The organism is Proteus cibi, from assembly GCF_003144405.1.
Taxonomy (GTDB): domain Bacteria; phylum Pseudomonadota; class Gammaproteobacteria; order Enterobacterales; family Enterobacteriaceae; genus Proteus; species Proteus cibi.
On sequence record NZ_PENW01000018.1, the window covers coordinates 1 to 15924 of the forward strand.

The 15924-nt window shown below is 42.9% G+C and carries 19 protein-coding genes and 1 pseudogene; all 20 read right to left on the reverse strand.

The features are described 5' to 3' along the window. Window positions 1–501, reverse strand: a 501-nt coding sequence (locus DK865_RS09995; protein WP_228407760.1) for a tail assembly protein, incomplete at its 3' end; no start/stop codon positions are given. After that, entirely contained in the window at window positions 405–1133 is a 729-nt protein-coding gene (locus DK865_RS10000) for a C40 family peptidase (protein ID WP_109391823.1), read from the reverse strand. The genes DK865_RS10000 and DK865_RS09995, both read right to left, overlap by 97 nt. A gap of 21 nt (window positions 1134–1154) precedes the next feature. After that, window positions 1155–1859 (reverse strand): phage minor tail protein L, encoded by a 705-nt coding sequence (locus tag DK865_RS10005; RefSeq protein ID WP_109391824.1) that lies wholly within the window; start codon window positions 1857–1859, stop codon window positions 1155–1157. An 83-nt stretch (window positions 1860–1942) separates the two neighbouring features. Next, the gene (locus DK865_RS10010) at window positions 1943–2422 is read right to left on the reverse strand and encodes a type VI secretion system-associated protein TagO (protein ID WP_162556620.1); all 480 of its coding nucleotides are present in this window, start codon (window positions 2420–2422) and stop codon (window positions 1943–1945) included. Window positions 2423–2470: 48 nt separating this feature from the next. Continuing rightward, window positions 2471–2776, reverse strand: coding sequence for a hypothetical protein (locus DK865_RS10015; protein WP_109391826.1), 306 nt, complete (start codon window positions 2774–2776; stop codon window positions 2471–2473). Between the two features lie 2 nt (window positions 2777–2778). After that, window positions 2779–3108, reverse strand: coding sequence for a phage tail protein (locus DK865_RS10020; RefSeq protein ID WP_109391827.1), 330 nt, complete (start codon window positions 3106–3108; stop codon window positions 2779–2781). After that, window positions 3109–6126 carry a phage tail tape measure protein gene (locus DK865_RS10025; protein WP_109391828.1) on the reverse strand — a complete coding sequence of 1006 codons (3018 nt, stop codon included), beginning with the start codon at window positions 6124–6126 and terminating at the stop codon, window positions 3109–3111. It lies immediately after the preceding gene. Then, window positions 6095–6370: a phage tail assembly protein T gene (locus DK865_RS10030; protein ID WP_241253972.1), complete on the reverse strand. Its 276-nt coding sequence runs from the start codon at window positions 6368–6370 to the stop codon at window positions 6095–6097. Before DK865_RS10030 ends, DK865_RS10025 begins: the two co-directional genes overlap by 32 nt. A gap of 65 nt (window positions 6371–6435) precedes the next feature. Next, a complete protein-coding gene (gpG, locus tag DK865_RS10035; RefSeq protein WP_109391829.1) occupies window positions 6436–6825 on the reverse strand; it encodes a phage tail assembly chaperone G in 390 nt (129 codons plus the stop codon). 71 nt (window positions 6826–6896) lie between these two features. Further along, window positions 6897–7358, reverse strand: a pseudogene (locus DK865_RS10040) (phage tail tube protein); the annotation flags it as partial. A gap of 11 nt (window positions 7359–7369) precedes the next feature. Further along, entirely contained in the window at window positions 7370–7765 is a 396-nt protein-coding gene (gene gpU, locus DK865_RS10045; protein ID WP_167392495.1) for a phage tail terminator protein, read from the reverse strand. Then, complete coding sequence (locus tag DK865_RS10050; protein ID WP_109391955.1) at window positions 7765–8328, reverse strand: phage tail protein; 564 nt, start codon at window positions 8326–8328, stop codon at window positions 7765–7767. The genes gpU and DK865_RS10050 overlap by 1 nt, the downstream gene beginning before the upstream one ends. Before the next feature lie 9 nt (window positions 8329–8337). Further along, a complete protein-coding gene (locus DK865_RS10055; RefSeq protein WP_109391830.1) occupies window positions 8338–8610 on the reverse strand; it encodes an ATP-binding protein in 273 nt (90 codons plus the stop codon). 11 nt (window positions 8611–8621) lie between these two features. Next, entirely contained in the window at window positions 8622–8963 is a 342-nt protein-coding gene (locus DK865_RS10060) for a DUF2190 family protein (protein WP_109373199.1), read from the reverse strand. 88 nt (window positions 8964–9051) lie between these two features. Beyond that, window positions 9052–11043: a ClpP-like prohead protease/major capsid protein fusion protein gene (locus DK865_RS10065; RefSeq protein WP_109391831.1), complete on the reverse strand. Its 1992-nt coding sequence runs from the start codon at window positions 11041–11043 to the stop codon at window positions 9052–9054. Next, on the reverse strand, window positions 11009–12499 hold the full coding sequence (locus tag DK865_RS10070; RefSeq protein ID WP_109391832.1) for a phage portal protein: 1491 nt from the start codon (window positions 12497–12499) through the stop codon (window positions 11009–11011). The genes DK865_RS10065 and DK865_RS10070 overlap by 35 nt, the downstream gene beginning before the upstream one ends. After that, window positions 12496–12711 (reverse strand): hypothetical protein, encoded by a 216-nt coding sequence (locus DK865_RS10075; protein WP_004247869.1) that lies wholly within the window; start codon window positions 12709–12711, stop codon window positions 12496–12498. The genes DK865_RS10070 and DK865_RS10075 overlap by 4 nt, the downstream gene beginning before the upstream one ends. Beyond that, window positions 12708–14810, reverse strand: a complete 2103-nt coding sequence (locus DK865_RS10080; protein ID WP_109391833.1) for a phage terminase large subunit family protein — start codon at window positions 14808–14810, stop codon at window positions 12708–12710. Before DK865_RS10080 ends, DK865_RS10075 begins: the two co-directional genes overlap by 4 nt. After that, window positions 14807–15301 (reverse strand): DUF1441 family protein, encoded by a 495-nt coding sequence (locus DK865_RS10085; protein WP_099659611.1) that lies wholly within the window; start codon window positions 15299–15301, stop codon window positions 14807–14809. Before DK865_RS10085 ends, DK865_RS10080 begins: the two co-directional genes overlap by 4 nt. A 12-nt stretch (window positions 15302–15313) precedes the next feature. Continuing rightward, the gene (locus tag DK865_RS10090; protein WP_109391834.1) at window positions 15314–15826 is read right to left on the reverse strand and encodes a KilA-N domain-containing protein; all 513 of its coding nucleotides are present in this window, start codon (window positions 15824–15826) and stop codon (window positions 15314–15316) included. Window positions 15827–15924 lie beyond the last annotated feature (98 nt).

A 15924-nucleotide genomic window follows, 5' to 3' on the forward strand; every position in this document is an offset into this window, starting at 1 on the left:
AAAATAGGTATTGCCTTTTTCCTCATCGCCACGAGATAAATTAGGGGGTTTAGGCGCGGGGATCAGCATTTGAGCGACACCCCCAATCATCATGGCTGCACCACCCGCCATCAAAGATGTGGCAACGGTTGCGGAGATCCACGCAGGCCCCCACCATCCCAATGAAAACAAAGCAGCACCCGCAACAAACTGAAAAACACCGACGTTTTTAGCGCCTGATAATTTCGGCACAATATGGACGACCGCGTTATCCGGTAAGGTTTCATTGAATTTTTGGTGAACTTCTTGCGGGGAAATATCGGTACCGGCAATGCGGACTTGATACCAACCATCACGAATGGCGAGGCGTAAGGCTGGAATTTGAATAAAAAGCGCGTGAAGCCCTTCAGAGGCGGTATTCACATTTAAATCAAAGCGACGTCCAAATCGTTGCAAATTCCCATAAAGTCGGAAGGTTGCCAATCGCGGTAACGCCAGATTGAGTGCGTCATTCGTTGCCATCGTTCGTTATACTCCTCACGTTTACTGAGTTGATTAGGTATGTGATGCAAAATCGTTTGATTGCCTAAATAGATCCCTGCGTGATTAGCACGAGAGCTGGCATAACAGCACAAAATAATATCGCCGGGTTGCGCCTCTTTTTTGACCTGCCGAAAACCACTGCTCACCATATTATCGAGATACAACTCTTTGCCTTGGCGCCACCAATTATCATGTCGCTCAAAATCAGGCAGATCATGCCCTGCCAAATGATAAGCGTCTCGAAACAACCCGTAACAATCTGTTGAGCCATGAACAAATTGGCGACCTAATAGATGAGGCACCGGTTGATAGCTGTAAATTTTTTCATCACAGACCACCCACCACGGCAATGCGCTGTTCACCTGCAGTTGTCGGTCTAATGTACTGAGGTACTGTTGGCCTTCAGGGTGACTGTGCACAACCACAATCACCTCACCCTGCTGTTCGGCTCGAATAAAATCATCAAAAGAAATCGTGAAGTGGTTTTTCGGATCAGCATGCTGATTAACGCAAGGTAAATACTGTTCACCCTGCGCGGTACTTATCAATAAGCCACACGCTTCTAAGGGCGCTTGCTCTTTTGCCTGCGCCAAAATTGCTTGTTCAATCATAAGAAACACCTTAGGAGGGAATTAACGATTACCAATGCGGGAAGTTGAGACAAACGCGCCTATACGTGATTCGTTTTTCCTTAATTTACAATCACTAAGGCGTTTACCGCATTTGTCTTTTAATGGATCGGTGGTTGGCTTTCCCCATTCATCAGCAACAGGAGGCCCTTTGTATCCGCATTCTTCAGAGCGATATCCCCAAGGACAGATATCCGACAAAATCACGCGACCAGGAAGCATTAATCCGTCTGTTTCACTGGGTGTGGCTAACATAAAGGTAGCAGTCACTGAATTTAAACTAGTCATCTGCTCAATGATCCAGCGTGTCACAATTTCTTGTGATGGGTCAGCATTAGGATTGCCTTGAGGAAAATTTACCGCATCTAAGAATTGAGTACTGACAATGCGACGTACCACCAGCCCACCAATTGCACTATCTAGCTGACTGGCAATCCCTGTAATCAACCCGAATAAATTCGACAATGTAATAGTGGGTCGCCCTGATGGCCCTTTGCCATTAAAAGAAAACCCTTCACCTTTCACAGGGTAAGGCTCATAGGTGTTTCCTTGCCAGATTAACGGCTCTTTACGTTGATTGAGTCCATCAAAAAAGCGGTACCGAATACCGCCTATCTTGGTTAAATCAAATTCGTAAAGTTCAAGTAAGGCATCCGAGGAGGAGAGTTCGGTAACACTAATTCGCATTTCAGGAGGTATATGTTGCATATTAGCTCCAATAAAAAACCACCTAAAAAGGTGGCTTATTATAATTTCTGTAAATATTTAAAATAATAAAATTAATATGATTTTTATAGTTTCCAGCCACAGTATTTTGATACTGATTTTGAAACTTCATCTATGTGATCAGTTTTAAATTCGCTTACAGTTTGAGTTCTATTATATGGCTTATAACCAATAATTAATTTATTACTATTATTTATTTTTTTTATAAATTGTATCGGACTTAAAGGAAATAAGGTGTCATTGTCTCCCCCTATTTCCCAACTTTCGGTATATGCTTTCTTCCCATCAATTCTGATAGTAACTTTGCTATAATCATCCAAACTTATAAAATCATCTGTCGCAAGGAATACATCAGTCTTATTGTCAACACATCTTAATACTAAAGCCCCTTCACCACTTTCAGGTGGTAATATTGCAAAATAATCTATTTTATCAGTTAATTTATTCTCTTCTTTAGTTATGATCCATTTTCCTAACGATATATTTTCACTACCGATTACACCAAATGAAGTAAATAACAAAACTGTTAGTATTATATTTTTCACCACTAGTCCTTATTTCAATAATCTAAAGTGAAATAACCTATATAACAATTAGTTATTTTTATCATATTGAGTCATGATGTATTTATATATTTTTTCGGCATCCTTGCATTGCTTTGAGCTATCATTGTCTACAACACACTCACCATGATAACGTGAGATCATAGATACAATACCAATAGCATCTACAAAGTATTTTTCACACTCAACACTACCTTTACAGGCTTCTTGTTTTGCATGATCGATAACTGTAATTTCATCAATAGCAAAGGAATAAGAACATGTTAACAATGCTATCGCACCAAATAATACTCTTTTCATATCACCCTCATTAAAGTTATTTTTATCAATCAGCATAATTAAAACAAAGTCTGTTCAAATTCAGCTGTTATTTCAGTTCTAATCATCCCAACTGATGATGACCACTTTCGACATATTACCTGAATTAATTCTGATTGATGAGGTGGCTTCCATAAAAATGCGGTGACACCAGCATGTTTTTCTAAAAATGACTCAATCCGCAAGCTTTCACTATTTATATAGATTAGCGTTACATTGTACTTTTTTAGATTATTATTAATACCGTCAGGGCGACGCTGTTCATAACCGTCGCCAAATTTCACTGATTTTACTCGAGGCTCAAACTCCTTTTTCATATCAGGTTTAACTTTCCACTTAAATGATTCCATCTACATAGCTCCACCATCACGACGCTGGCTCATAATATAGTCCTGAGCACCACGTTTACTGATTTCATAAACCTTTTTCAATGCCTCAGGACCTATCTGTCCATTGCTACCATCATTTTGAATAGTTATATGGTTTATCTGAGTAACACCTGCTCCTTGATTAGGCATTTTCGCAATAACGCCCAACTTTCCATCAGCGCCTCGTCGTAGAGGGAAAATACCTTCTGGTCCCGCCTCTCCCATCAAGCCTGCGCCTTTTGCAAACGCAAACATGGTAGGTTTATGAACGATCTGCCCACTGTAAGCGCTTAGACTGGCTGAGTTATAAACCCCACCGTCCGCATTCGCAACAGGAGCACCAAACCCAAAGCCCATCGCCTCTATTCCTTTAACTAATGACATTTTAATTAAAATATCCGTTAGCATTTTAAGAATGGATTTTGTAAAGTCTTTGAAATTGGCTTCACCTTCAAATAATACGTTGGTTAACTGACTACTAAACCCATTAAGCGCCATTGATGTTGCGTTTTGCACTTGAGAGTTAACATCAAGAGCGGTGTCTTTATAGTTACCCCACGCGGTTTGGGCACCCGCTAACCAATCAGCCCGCTTCTGATCTTCAACTTCATAGGTTTTTTGTTGCTCGGCTAACATATTATTTAGTTGTGGGTTCTCTTTTTGACCAGCAAGAAGCTGAGCACGTTCCAAGTAACGTTGCTGTTCTCTTGCCGACTTGCCCATACTTTCTTCAATCGCTTTACGTTTTTCCGACTGCTGAGCAATGTATTTATCAGCCTGGTCTTGCATCTTGTTTAAGCGTTCTTGCAAGGTAACTTCATCACCCACTAATGCGAGCTTTTCCTTTTGAGCAAGAATATTTTCTTTATTTGATAGCAAAGACTTTTCGGCATTAGTTAATCGGCGTGTCAATTGCGCTTCTTCTAGAATTGCAAATTGTGCCTGCTCTTTTTGAAGATCCTTGCGTTGTTGACTGATAACATCATTAGCGCTTTGATGTTTTTTAAGAATTTCTAACTGGGCTTGTAATGAGAGTAAATCGCGAGAAGCTTTTTCCTCTTCACGATCGCCAGCAGAAACTTTATAAGGTTTGATTTTAGGTGGTTGGAGTGGTTTGTGATCCCTCCATCGACGATTGATTTCCGTTTCATATTTTTTAAATTCTTCTGTACTTAACGTCCATTTTTTTGCCTCTAATTGAGCTAGTTCCTTGTTTCTTCTAATTTCTCGATCTGCATATCTATTCTCTAACTCATCTCTTATCCTTAACCTATTTACTTCTAATTGCTCATTATTTTTTATAGCTTGAGCTTCTTTTTCCGGTTTTTCTAAATCATAGAGTTGCCCCCTCAGTTTGCTTAAATTAGCCTTAACATCCTCAACTGTTTGCCCTGTTCTGTCATGATGTAGCTTCACGGTAAATGGGTTTAACTGAAAATTAACTAGCATTTCTTCGTGTTCACGGATCTCATCTTGTAAAGAGCTTCCGAGCTTAAAACGAAGTACAGCATCTTTAGCCTGATTAGTCGCATTTTTAATGCGAACCCAGGCATCTTCTATTGTTAGCAGTTTGTTAGGTATTTCATTAGCACCGTCATTAATAGATTGTGCATAAGCATCAATTGCCAATCGTGCTGCTTCGGTTTTATTACCTTGCAATTCGAGCGTTCTGATTTGCTCTAATTGGGATGCTGTGAGATGGTGATTCGCTTTTTCTAATTCAAGCGACATTTGAAGCGGTTCATCTTGCAAGCGTTTAAACTGATCAATCGTGGTATCAATCGCCTGCCCTGTGATGTAATTCATCTGTGCGGCCGCTTTTGAAACACGGGAAATCTCATTATTTGAAAATACGCCTGTACCGACAACACTCGAAATGGATGATGCCATTTCACCACGCGTAATACCGCCACCCGCAAGGGTTCGCGCCATTTCATTTAATTGGCTCGCGGATTTATTTGCGTAGTTACCCGTTAATATCAACTGCTTGTTAAATTGGGAAAACTCTCTTTCTGCATCATAAGCTAATTTTGCAACGCCCGTTAAACCGGCAGTAATTCCTCCCCAAATACCACCACGAACCAGTGAGCCCATATTAAAGGAATTAGCAATCCCCTGAAGACGACCAGATAATGACTTACTGTTTTTATCAAACTCTTTAGTTTCTTTGTTCGATTCAGATAATCGACGAATATAGATCTCGGCTGAAGAACTGACGCCAAGTTGAGAAGCTTGATAACGCAACATTTGTTCACGACTTAAATTTTGAGTAGCGACTTGCTCCTTTAACCGCTGAATAAACCGTGTTTTTTGTTGTGTTAGAGACTCTTCTTCTCGGCGTAATTTCATTGACTCTGAAGTAATAGCAGAAATAAGCACCTGATAATCGCGCTGATGGATGGTGCCTTTCTTCACTTCTTGGTTTAACTGAGCCTGAATGGCTCTTAACGCTGATGCACTACCTGATAATCCTTTAACGGCTTCGATTTGTTTGTAGTATTTTTCAGTATTCGCATCTTGTTGATCTTGTATCGCCTTTATTCTTGATTGAGTGACATTTTGAATTTCGGCAAACTGCTCACCTGTAATTTTGAGCTTGTCATAAGCCTTTGTTGATTTATTTAAAACCTCAGTGAGTTGTTCGAGTGCATCTCTCGTTTGCCCAACACTTTGAGCTTGCTCTAAAAAAGCATCTGCTTGTTTGCGTGATTCAATAGCTGAACGCGCTTCTTCCTGTGCGATCCGCTGATAATAATCAGCCCGTTGTTGCTGGGAAATTTCTTGTTGATTGTTAAGTTCTTGAAGAGACTGCGCAGTACTCTCTGCTGAACTGCGAGCAGATTGCGCTTGTTGTTCAACCAGTTGAGCCATACGTCGTTGACTGGCTTCGGCTTTTTCTGCGGTTTCTTGCAGTTGACGTTCAACACGCCCCATTTGCTGGCTGAAATCTGCTGTTTCAGCGCCTAAATTAATCGTGAGATCCGCTATTTGTTGGCTCATATCGTACTCCGCCCGCTATCCCTTCACTGACCGCCATCATAGTCTCATCGTCCATATCAACAGCGGGTTTTCGTAACAACACGCTAAAATCCTCTGGCGATAAATTATCACTGCCACCAAAAACACTGGCGACAGTGAAGTTAAGTCCAGAAAAAGCATGATCAATGAGTTGGAGAGTGAAGGGAGTTTCATTAAAGAAGTGTAACCAATCAGCGAGCTCGGTCGCTGTCATTTCGCTGAGCATCCTGCGCCAATCCGCGCGTTTAAATTCATGTGACAAACGCAGGATAAATTGATGTTCACGGGCAACTACTTTTCCAGTGACTCTTCCTGTGTATCACTGTGAATATTTTCATTTTCCGCGCTTTCAACTTGTGCCATCCCGCTAATCACCAGCACTTCTTTAGCTGCAAGAGCAAGTGCTTCAGGATTCCATGTAGAAAGAACATCATTGTAAATTAGCTCAACATCACCCGATCCACCGTGCGCTAATGAACGAGACACTAACCAGGCATTTGATTCTGTATTTGCACGAATAATCAGGGCTGTTTTTTTAACGCCTTCCACTTTTTCAATATCGTCGTTTTTTTCTGATTGCTCGACTAAAAAATCAAAGTATTCAATGCGTTGAAGTGCTGATAATTCATACAACGCAACAGAATTACCGCCGTAAGTAAATTCTTTTTTATTTAAAAACATACTGTTACCTTTTATTCATCGTCTTTTTTAATAACGGGCGCACTTTTTCCTTGCTCTGACGCTGATTTAATTTCTTCAGCAAGAGCTGGACGACCACTATTAGTGATCTTAATCGTGCGGGTGATCACTTCTTTTGCGGGTACCGTTTTTCCCAGCGAACTTACCCAGCCACGATAAATATCGACTGCCCCATTCGGATAACGAATACGATAGTGGCGAACATCTCCCAGTTGGAACCAATCAACCAGATCTTTTTGTCCTTGCTCACCCGGTTTCCATGCCAGCGTAATATTGGCTTCACCTGCTGATTTTTCCCCCTGAGCTGTTGCTTTCCAATCCGCATCTTCATCGTCAAGATAGGTATCGTCATAACTGTCCGCGGTAATTTCACCCGGCTGTAACTCTTTAATTTTTGCCAGTCGCGTCCAATCCGTATCATCAAACGGCGCTTTTAATGGGTCTTCGGTACCGCTATAAATCCAAAGCGTGGTACCAGCACCTTTTACGGGTGCTAATGGGTTTGGTGTAGGCATAATGATTCCTTTTACATTGAGTAACTAATTTGATAATTGAGATCGACAGAACCCCATAACCCCATTTCTTCATCACGATGGTAGTCGTAGCCGTTAGGGGTCATATTTTCGATAAGATCGGACAGTGCGGGAATGGAGGTCAGTGCGGGATAAATCACAGCTTCAACCCATTTATCTAATTCAGCATCAGGGCTATTCGCACTGAGAAAAACTTCTATGTGAACAATCGCTTGCCAGCTATCTTCATCGAGGTTTTCACCTGTTGAAATAGCATCGGTGATATACACAGCAATCGCTGGGAAGTCGTTTTCATCCACAAAAAAAGGGCGACCATCAAATACTGTCGCCCCATTGGCATGAGGCTCAATCGCCTCTTTAATTGCGTGTCGGATCTGTGTGTGTTTGATCACCAAACCCTCCCTTTTATATAAAGCCGTAATTGTTGCTTTAAGGCCGATGCCATTTCTTTAGGCATATCAGATTCAATAAGCTTCTCTGACTCTTCGGTGTAAGCCGTTGTTAACGGTGTGACGAGCGGAATTTTAACCACTTCGATAGGATAACGACTTTTCCCAACGCGCTGAAGAATATGCCAGCGCCCATTATCAAGCTGTTGAATAAAGGCATTAGGAAAAGAAAATTTGCCCACTTTCAACACACTCCCCGCTCCTTTCTGATTACCTCGTTTTCTTGATAGTTGAACGCGAGCACTACCCAAAGCAATGGCGGGTAAATTACCCCGGTTTATCACTAATCTAGCGCGAGGTGTTTTATAGCGACTGCTCGCACGATTAAGTCGAACACGTTGGCGAATAAGGCGTTGTGGCACTTTCGTTTCGGCTGAAACCCGTTTAACACTATGGCTAATGACACGGCGAGCAACACGATTAATCGCCATTGCTGTGGCTTTCGGTACCATTTCATCATTAATGCTATTCAAGTTTTTGATGGCTTGCTCTAACCCTTTCATATCACCCACCTATTTAATCCAAATATGTGGCTTACCATTAAACTTTTGATATCGCGTGATTTGGTAAGTTTTGCCCTCAATTTCAACAGTATCCTTACGGTCAGGTTGATAGGTTGACGAAAAAATAACATAACTCACCCCATCACCACTCATCGGTCCCAATTCAGGGATAAAATGAGATTCGAGTGCTTGATAAAAAACACCATTGATACGGATGGGAACCCCCATCCGTTCTTCGGTCACGTTATCCATTCTTTTTACCAACCGTTCAAATGGATTCATCGTTTCCTGCCTTATGGCGTACCCGCTGGCGCAAACACATTCAGTTTAACCGTGACATTTTCACTCGATGCATCCGCATCATCCCAAACAACACCAGCAGGTGTACCACCTGTATCCACCACGACATTGTCTTTAACGGACGCCGTCGCACCGGCTTTTAAGGCAATACCGGCTTTCTTGTTCAGCAAGAAAACACCTTCTGAAAAACCATCACCTTTCTCACTAGGTTGAATATCCGTAATCGCAACACAAGCAATAGCGCCAACGTGCACCAGTTGACCACTTTTAATGATCTCTTTTGTGCTATTAACCAGAGCAATTGTGCCACCCTGTTGTACATAATTTTTAGCCATAAAAACTCCTTCCGATGCCGAAGCACCGGATTTTAGATATAAAAAAAGCCCATCAGGGCATCAGGGTAAAACGAAGAAAAAAGACGTCTTATTTACCGGAAACTTTCAGCAGACCGCGATAATCAACTGGTGCTACACCCGCATCAATACGCACTTTTGTGGTGACACCATCGGAAGTAAAGCCTTCAAGCTGATCAATATACGGTACATCAATCCCATTTAAGTACGCTACTTCAATGGTGTCGCTACCTTGACGTGAGGCCATATACCAATCTTTTTCGCTTGCATCATCTAAACGAGGTTCGGCAATAATTTCCGCTAAATCGCGCACTGGGTTAATAATATTGGCATTAACATCCGCGCCTTTCACACTGCCTGATTTAACCACTTGGATAGCTTGTGTTTCCAGTGTGGTCGGTACCAACATAAAGGCAGGGCGAATATTTAGCGTACGATCACCTTCTTTTTGTTGACGCATCGCGGTGCGACCTGCACTGATGGTTTCTACATCCATCCCGCCGGTGATCATGTTTTTATGATCGGCACTAAACAGTGCTTTTTTATCGCTCATTTTTTCATTGTCGATAAGCACCGCATACACCAAATCGCCGACTGTCGCTTTAGCTGCACGACCGAACTTCATTGGCACATCTGTCAGCATGTTCATATCATCATTGATGATGGCTTGACGGGTAATGCTAAATAACTCGCCGTAGGTCGCTAGCGCAATGGTTTCACCTTTATCGTTCAACGTAACGTATTTATACTCAGCACCTTCACGCACTTCACGTAATGAAGGGAATGCCCCCAACCCAACACGATGTACGGTTTTAAAGTCACTGAGTTGCCCTTTTTTCGTCCATTTTTCAAAGGTTTCGTCATTTTCTTCCCAGCCGAGCAAAATCGCTTTATTCGCTACATCAAGCAGGATATTACCGAAATCAGAGGTGCTGTGCGTAAAGGCCATCCCAATCATTTGCATCGGATTATACGTGGACACACCGATGCCACGCTCTGTCAATGATGCACGCGCTAATTCACGCAATGTCATGCTGTTATAGGCGTTATCTTTTTCATAATCCTGATAACCCGCACGCGCCATCACAGAAGCACGAACACTGTCACCCACAATATTGCCGTTTCCTGCGTAAATATGCGCATTACCTTTATTTGATGGTTCAGGATTTTGTTGTTGTGCAACCGTGTTAAGTAATTGCTCACGCGCTTTCTCAACAGAACAACTCGCATCTGCTAAACAGGTGATCATCAAATCATTGTGACGACCACCGAACATGGCAAATAAATCTTTAATGCCATTTAAGCGCGTTTGCTCATCCTTATAGGTGGCGCTAGGCTGTGGCTCTGGTGCTGGCACTGGAATTGGATTAGGTTGTGTAGGACTCGTGGTGTTTTTAGGTTTAATTTGATTTTTAATTGCACTTGGCATAGATGAAAATTCCTCAATTCGTTTAGATGTAAGACTTGCCATTGCTTTTACTGGCTCAATCACTTTATCGGCAAACCCGTGTTCAACACACTCGTCACCATCCAGCCATGTTTCCTGCTCCAACATGGCGGTAATTTCTTCGGTTGTTTTTCCTGTTTTAGCCACATACGCAGGAATGAGTACGTTTTCTAACTTGTCGAGCAAGTCAGCATATTCACGCATATCATTCGCATCCCCCCATGAAACGCCCCACGGTTTGTGGATCATCATCATGGCATTTTTCGGCATAATGACCGTATCACCGACCATCGCAATGACTGATGCCATTGATGCGGCTAAGCCGTCGATATAAACCGTGATCGGCGCGGAATGGTTTTTAAGTTGGTTATAAATGGCGATACCATCAAACACCTCACCACCCGGTGAGTGAATATGCAGATTGATATGGCTGAGATTACCCAGCGAGAGCAAATCTTCCGTAAAGCGTCTTGCGCTAATTCCCCACCCACCGATTTCATCATAAATATAGATATCCGCAGTTTGGTCTTCTTTAGCCTGCATGCGAAACCAGCTTTTTTGATTTGCTGGTCCCGACATTTTAGGCATCGTCATCGATTTCTTGTTGTTTAGCATCTTGTGCCCCTTTGTCATTAGCAGGATCAGTATCAAATACCAGTCCTAATCGTTTATTTTCGTCAATTTCGGTTTTACGACGACGTTTCACATCCGCAGGGTTGCCCCCTTTAGCGCGTATCCAGTCACTTTCTGTTGACGCACCACCACGTAACAAAGTTTTCCATGCCTCAGACTCTTTTTTCGGATCAATCCACGGCATCACAGGGCCACTGTAAACCGCATTAAACAAGGATTTAGCATCAACATCAGGAGGCACGGCGATCACACCACTGGCTATCGCCATTTTTAACCAATTGCGGTACATCGGACGGCTAATACCTGCCACAAAGGTATCTTGAAAAATGTTATAACCTTCAAATGACTCCACCAACTCTTGTCGTTGAGCGCTATACGTACCGTTATAGTCACGAGCGATACTGGAATAACTGCCACGACTGCCTGCAGAAACCGCACGTAATTGCCCATTGCGAAAGGTTTGTAGATTAGGATTAGGCCGGTCTGATTTGATCATGCCGACTTCTTCACCCGGTTTTAATCCGTCGTAAATCATGCCCGGCTGAATATCGATGTTACGTTGTTCATCTTCGTCGTAGTCACCCTCTGGGAAAGAGCCGGCATCCCCTTTTTTGATGTACATACCCAATGAAGCCGCAATACGTGCGGAGGTTAATTCCGCATCTTCATAATCTTTTAACGCACTTAAGCGCATTAAAATCCCCGAAAACAAACTGACACCCCGCGCTTGATGAAGCCGACGAGTGAATTTCAGGTGCAACATATTTTCAGCATCGATGGTTTTGATATCCCCCAAATTGGCACTGAATTGGGGGAGGTTTTTATATACCTGATACCCTGTGGGTCGCCCCCACTCATTGAATTTAATGCCTTGAATAATCTTGCTTTCAGGCATATTCATGTGGATCGGCACGAAGTCAGGCTCTAAGGCTTCGAGCCAAAAATAGATATTGGCTTGAGGTTCTAGCCCTTTGGCTTTGCCTTTGACCAGTTGAGCAAATACTTCACCATCACGTAACCACGTTCTGACCAATAAACGCTCTAACACGGGACGACTAAATTGCCCTGTCACTTCGGGTAGTACTGACCACTCCGCCCAGGCCTGACGAATTTGAGAGGCTAAATCTTCATGAATTTGTCCGGCACCATCGAGAGGTTGTGGCTCAACAATAATGCCTTTTGCCCCGACAATGCGTTCTTCCATCTTGTCGAGAATACCGATAGAGATATCATGATTGTTATCTAGCCATCGCGCTTGCTCGCGTAAGGAAGTACCACCAAATTGCGTCAATTGGTTTGCATTACGATTTTCACGTTTAGCGGGATGAGTGCGAGTGGGTAAAACGGCTTCATAGGCTTTAATTTGTAATCGAGAGCGGAGACGCGAGGCTTGCCAATTTGGGGCGAAATAACCAATGGCGTTGTCTAATAATGTCATCTAAACCTCGCTAATTTATACATTGGATTACCTCGTTTTCGTGATATCAACGCCGATAAACGAGATTCCCAACGCTCACGACCTTTTATGATCTCGTTGAGATTTTCCATTGTCATGGCTTGTCCATTAAAGGTGATGGATTTTCCTTTTAATACCGCCTCTTCCGCTAAACGGTATTGCTCAATCATGTGTTCAATTTCTTCTTTCGTCATATCCAGCCTCCGCTGTTTGATACCGGTGCCCATGCAGATACCGCAGGCGTTTCCTGTTTTTGGGTTTCGGGTGAGGGTTTTATTTCAGGCTCTGTGGCAATATCGGTAATTGGCGGGGATGAGGAAAGCATTACATCAGGCAATCTCGCCCATTTAGGCGGTTTTTCCCAATTAATATTCTCGTACCCTTTTAATATCACCAAGGCATGGGCGTAAACCATCAGGTCAAATGCCTCATTAGCACCTCGACCCGGCTTTTCCCAATGCCCTTTTTCATCACGCTCTTCATACGTCAACTCGTCATAGAACGATTCATCCAGCCAATCAGGGAAATGAATATAATTAGGTCCGACGGTATCGCGCGATAACGCAGAGCTGATCCGGTCTTTGAGTTGATCCGTTTGCAGTAAATAAAGAGGCACATCCCCTTTCGCTTGGGCGCGCCGTTCAGAACGACTGGTGTTATCAGGGAATGATTTGGTGATTAACTTACTGCGTTTATGCCCATCGCCCTTAAAGAGATAGACTTTACGGTGTAATCCCTCTTTTCGACAGCGACGCCAAAATTTATAGGCATTATCAGTAACGCCATCTTCACCACCAGAGTCCACGCCCAACATCATGATTTCCATTTCATGGTGAGGATAATGTTGCAATGGATAGGTTTTCTCTAATACATCCGTGATTAATACTTGCCAATCCTCAGGATAAGAGCCCGGATCAATTCGACGGCATTCACCGTTGTTGTCATAACGTAGGGATTGGGTTATTTCAAATCGGTCAATCACCCAGCGTTCGCCTTTTTCACCGTAACCGACCACCTGAACTACAAAGCGTCGTTTTTTACCACCCTGTACGTCAACGGTGGCAACCAAGAATCGTACGCCATCAGGAACAATCAATTCGCCTAAGTCTTCAACACGATTGATTAATTCATCGCTCCGACGTTGCTCTTGTGCTGTGCGCGGTAAATAAGGCAAGCCCCAGTCTGTATTGGTGACCGCTTTTAGGGTTTCTTCACTGCCGGTTAATTCGTATTCTTGTTCTGCAGTCAGTAATTTATAAACTAACTGAGACAACGTTTGATAAGCCGCAGCAGGCCCTTCCATCCAAAAAGAGGCAATACGAGAACGACGCCCTGTTCCTGATACTTTCCCTTGCTTATCAATGGACTGCCCTTCAATCAACCATACTCCTTTATTATTGAGTTCCCTTTTTTGATGGGGCTCGATGCGACCTAAACAGTGCTGACATTCCACATACGCAGATTCACTCGCTTCTACGGGATCTGGATTATCACGATACCCCTTTACCGCATCATAAATAGGCTGAAAATATTCATGGCAGTGAGGACATTGCCAGTACCAGCGACGGCGATCCCCCCGATTATAAAGCGATAAAATGCCGGTTGTGGGCGGAGCTTCGTGAGGAGATAAACGACTCCATTTAGTATCAGTAATATCACGCCCCGGAGAACTTTCCACTAGCGTCATACCCGCAGACATAAAAGTGGTTGTCCGTTTTGAGGCTAAAGAAAAGCCATCTCCTTCACCGTCAATATCTTCTGGAAAACGGTCATAATCGGTAAGTGCCACACACTTAAAGTCAGATGAGGACATCACATTAATCGATGGCCACCCCATTTTTAGAAAACTGCCCGATAAAAAGTATTTATCAAATACGTTATTGTCATTGCGACGAGGGCTGAGTTGTTTACTGACTTCAGGACTGCAACGAAAGGTGCGAGAAAGCCGTTTTTTACTGTGCTCTTGTGCTTTATCTTGCGTCATTTGCACCAGTAACATATCAGAAGGGTCACACACAATATTATAAATCACCCAGCCATCAATCAACCCAACCGTCTTTCCTGTTCTCGCAGGTCCCACAAATATCACTGCATCATAGAGCCGTGACGATAAACAATTCATAGGTTCAACAATGTAAGGAGATACCGCCGGATCCCAAGGAACAGAGTTACCCGCACCTACTGGTACTCGCATATATTTTGCCACGGCATCCGCAACTGGCATTCGCCTCGGTGCTTTGATGAGTTGTGCCACATTTTTTCTTAATGTGGTTGCTGACACTGTTGCTGTCATAACTCATCCTCATCACTCTCTTCGCCATCCGATTGATCACTTAAAACTTGATGTGCTATCTGGTCGCGCAGATCATCAATAATACCTTGAACACGGGATACGGCTGTCGGTGTTAATGCGCAATCACGCTCTAATATGTCAGGTAACGTTTCCAGCACTTGCACCATCGCTTTAGCCAGCGCTGAATATTCTCGTGCAACATCTGAGGCAGGCAATAACTCCCCCACTTCTTGCTCAAACTTCAAACGCTCCCGCTCAGACTGATACCACGCCTTCCGATCTTGAGGCAACATTTCCTGATTATCGACAGGGGCTGGCGCCTTCATCATTTCAGATAAAATATCAGTGAGTGCGTAGAGTTTTAGATTTGAGCTATTGCCTGCAACAGGCTCTAAATGATTAAGACGAGCGGAAGCAGTTTGCCGATGGACACCAGAAAGTGCAGCTATCTGGCTGATATTGAGTTTTAGGTGTTTGAGTTCTTTGTCCATATTTCATTTGTTTTATTCCACTCCCGGAAGATAGATTTGAGCTTCATTAATAATTCGCTCTCTTGCCATTAGCAGTAATTGTTTTCTACCACCAACTCCCCAATTAGCCATTATCCTTGCACAGTTACTGACGTTTTTAGTTTCAGCATTAATGACATGATCTAGCTTGTTCAATTTAGACATAACATCTAAACCTTTTCTCGTCGCATCTTTAAACGTGTTGTAGACAAGAATTTCAAACTCAGGCTTTAACCAAGCTGCATATCGAATAACAACTAACTCTAAAGCCCACACACCATGATTAAGCCCACCGTTAATGACTTTGACCGCAGTGCATTTTTGCATTGCGCTTAATTTTTCTACAAATGTCTTAACTTGTTTGCTTCTCAAAAATTGGCTTGGCTTTTGATTCTCTCTGGCTTCGCCATTTGCCACGGCTGAGGCATGTAAATCATTTAGGTTATATCTTCCCTCATCATCAACACGAACAGATACACCATTAATACTGACTCTTGGATATTGCATAACGTATTACCTTCATTTGAAATGAACCCTCGTTCACATAGAAAATCAGCCCGTCGAAGCTCGCCAGCTATAACTGACTTCCTCGAAGGCTCATATCA

Excerpts from the sequence above, each read along its gene's own strand:
- DK865_RS10060 (WP_109373199.1), bottom strand. The coding sequence starts at position 8,963 with ATGGCTAAAAATTATGTACAACAGGGTGGCACAATTGCTCTGGTTAAT.
- gpG (WP_109391829.1), bottom strand. The coding sequence starts at position 6,825 with ATGTTTTTAAATAAAAAAGAATTTACTTACGGCGGTAATTCTGTTGCG.
- DK865_RS10075 (WP_004247869.1), bottom strand. The coding sequence starts at position 12,711 with ATGACGAAAGAAGAAATTGAACACATGATTGAGCAATACCGTTTAGCG.
- DK865_RS10085 (WP_099659611.1), bottom strand. The coding sequence starts at position 15,301 with ATGGACAAAGAACTCAAACACCTAAAACTCAATATCAGCCAGATAGCT.
- DK865_RS10050 (WP_109391955.1), bottom strand. The coding sequence starts at position 8,328 with ATGAAAGGGTTAGAGCAAGCCATCAAAAACTTGAATAGCATTAATGAT.
- DK865_RS10005 (WP_109391824.1), bottom strand. The coding sequence starts at position 1,859 with ATGCAACATATACCTCCTGAAATGCGAATTAGTGTTACCGAACTCTCC.
- DK865_RS10030 (WP_241253972.1), bottom strand. The coding sequence starts at position 6,370 with ATGCTCAGCGAAATGACAGCGACCGAGCTCGCTGATTGGTTACACTTC.
- DK865_RS10070 (WP_109391832.1), bottom strand. The coding sequence starts at position 12,499 with ATGACATTATTAGACAACGCCATTGGTTATTTCGCCCCAAATTGGCAA.
- DK865_RS10055 (WP_109391830.1), bottom strand. The coding sequence starts at position 8,610 with ATGAATCCATTTGAACGGTTGGTAAAAAGAATGGATAACGTGACCGAA.
- DK865_RS10090 (WP_109391834.1), bottom strand. The coding sequence starts at position 15,826 with ATGCAATATCCAAGAGTCAGTATTAATGGTGTATCTGTTCGTGTTGAT.
- DK865_RS10000 (WP_109391823.1), bottom strand. The coding sequence starts at position 1,133 with ATGATTGAACAAGCAATTTTGGCGCAGGCAAAAGAGCAAGCGCCCTTA.
- DK865_RS10065 (WP_109391831.1), bottom strand. The coding sequence starts at position 11,043 with ATGCTAAACAACAAGAAATCGATGACGATGCCTAAAATGTCGGGACCA.
- DK865_RS10015 (WP_109391826.1), bottom strand. The coding sequence starts at position 2,776 with ATGCTGATTGATAAAAATAACTTTAATGAGGGTGATATGAAAAGAGTA.
- DK865_RS10025 (WP_109391828.1), bottom strand. The coding sequence starts at position 6,126 with ATGAGCCAACAAATAGCGGATCTCACGATTAATTTAGGCGCTGAAACA.
- DK865_RS10080 (WP_109391833.1), bottom strand. The coding sequence starts at position 14,810 with ATGACAGCAACAGTGTCAGCAACCACATTAAGAAAAAATGTGGCACAA.
- DK865_RS10020 (WP_109391827.1), bottom strand. The coding sequence starts at position 3,108 with ATGGAATCATTTAAGTGGAAAGTTAAACCTGATATGAAAAAGGAGTTT.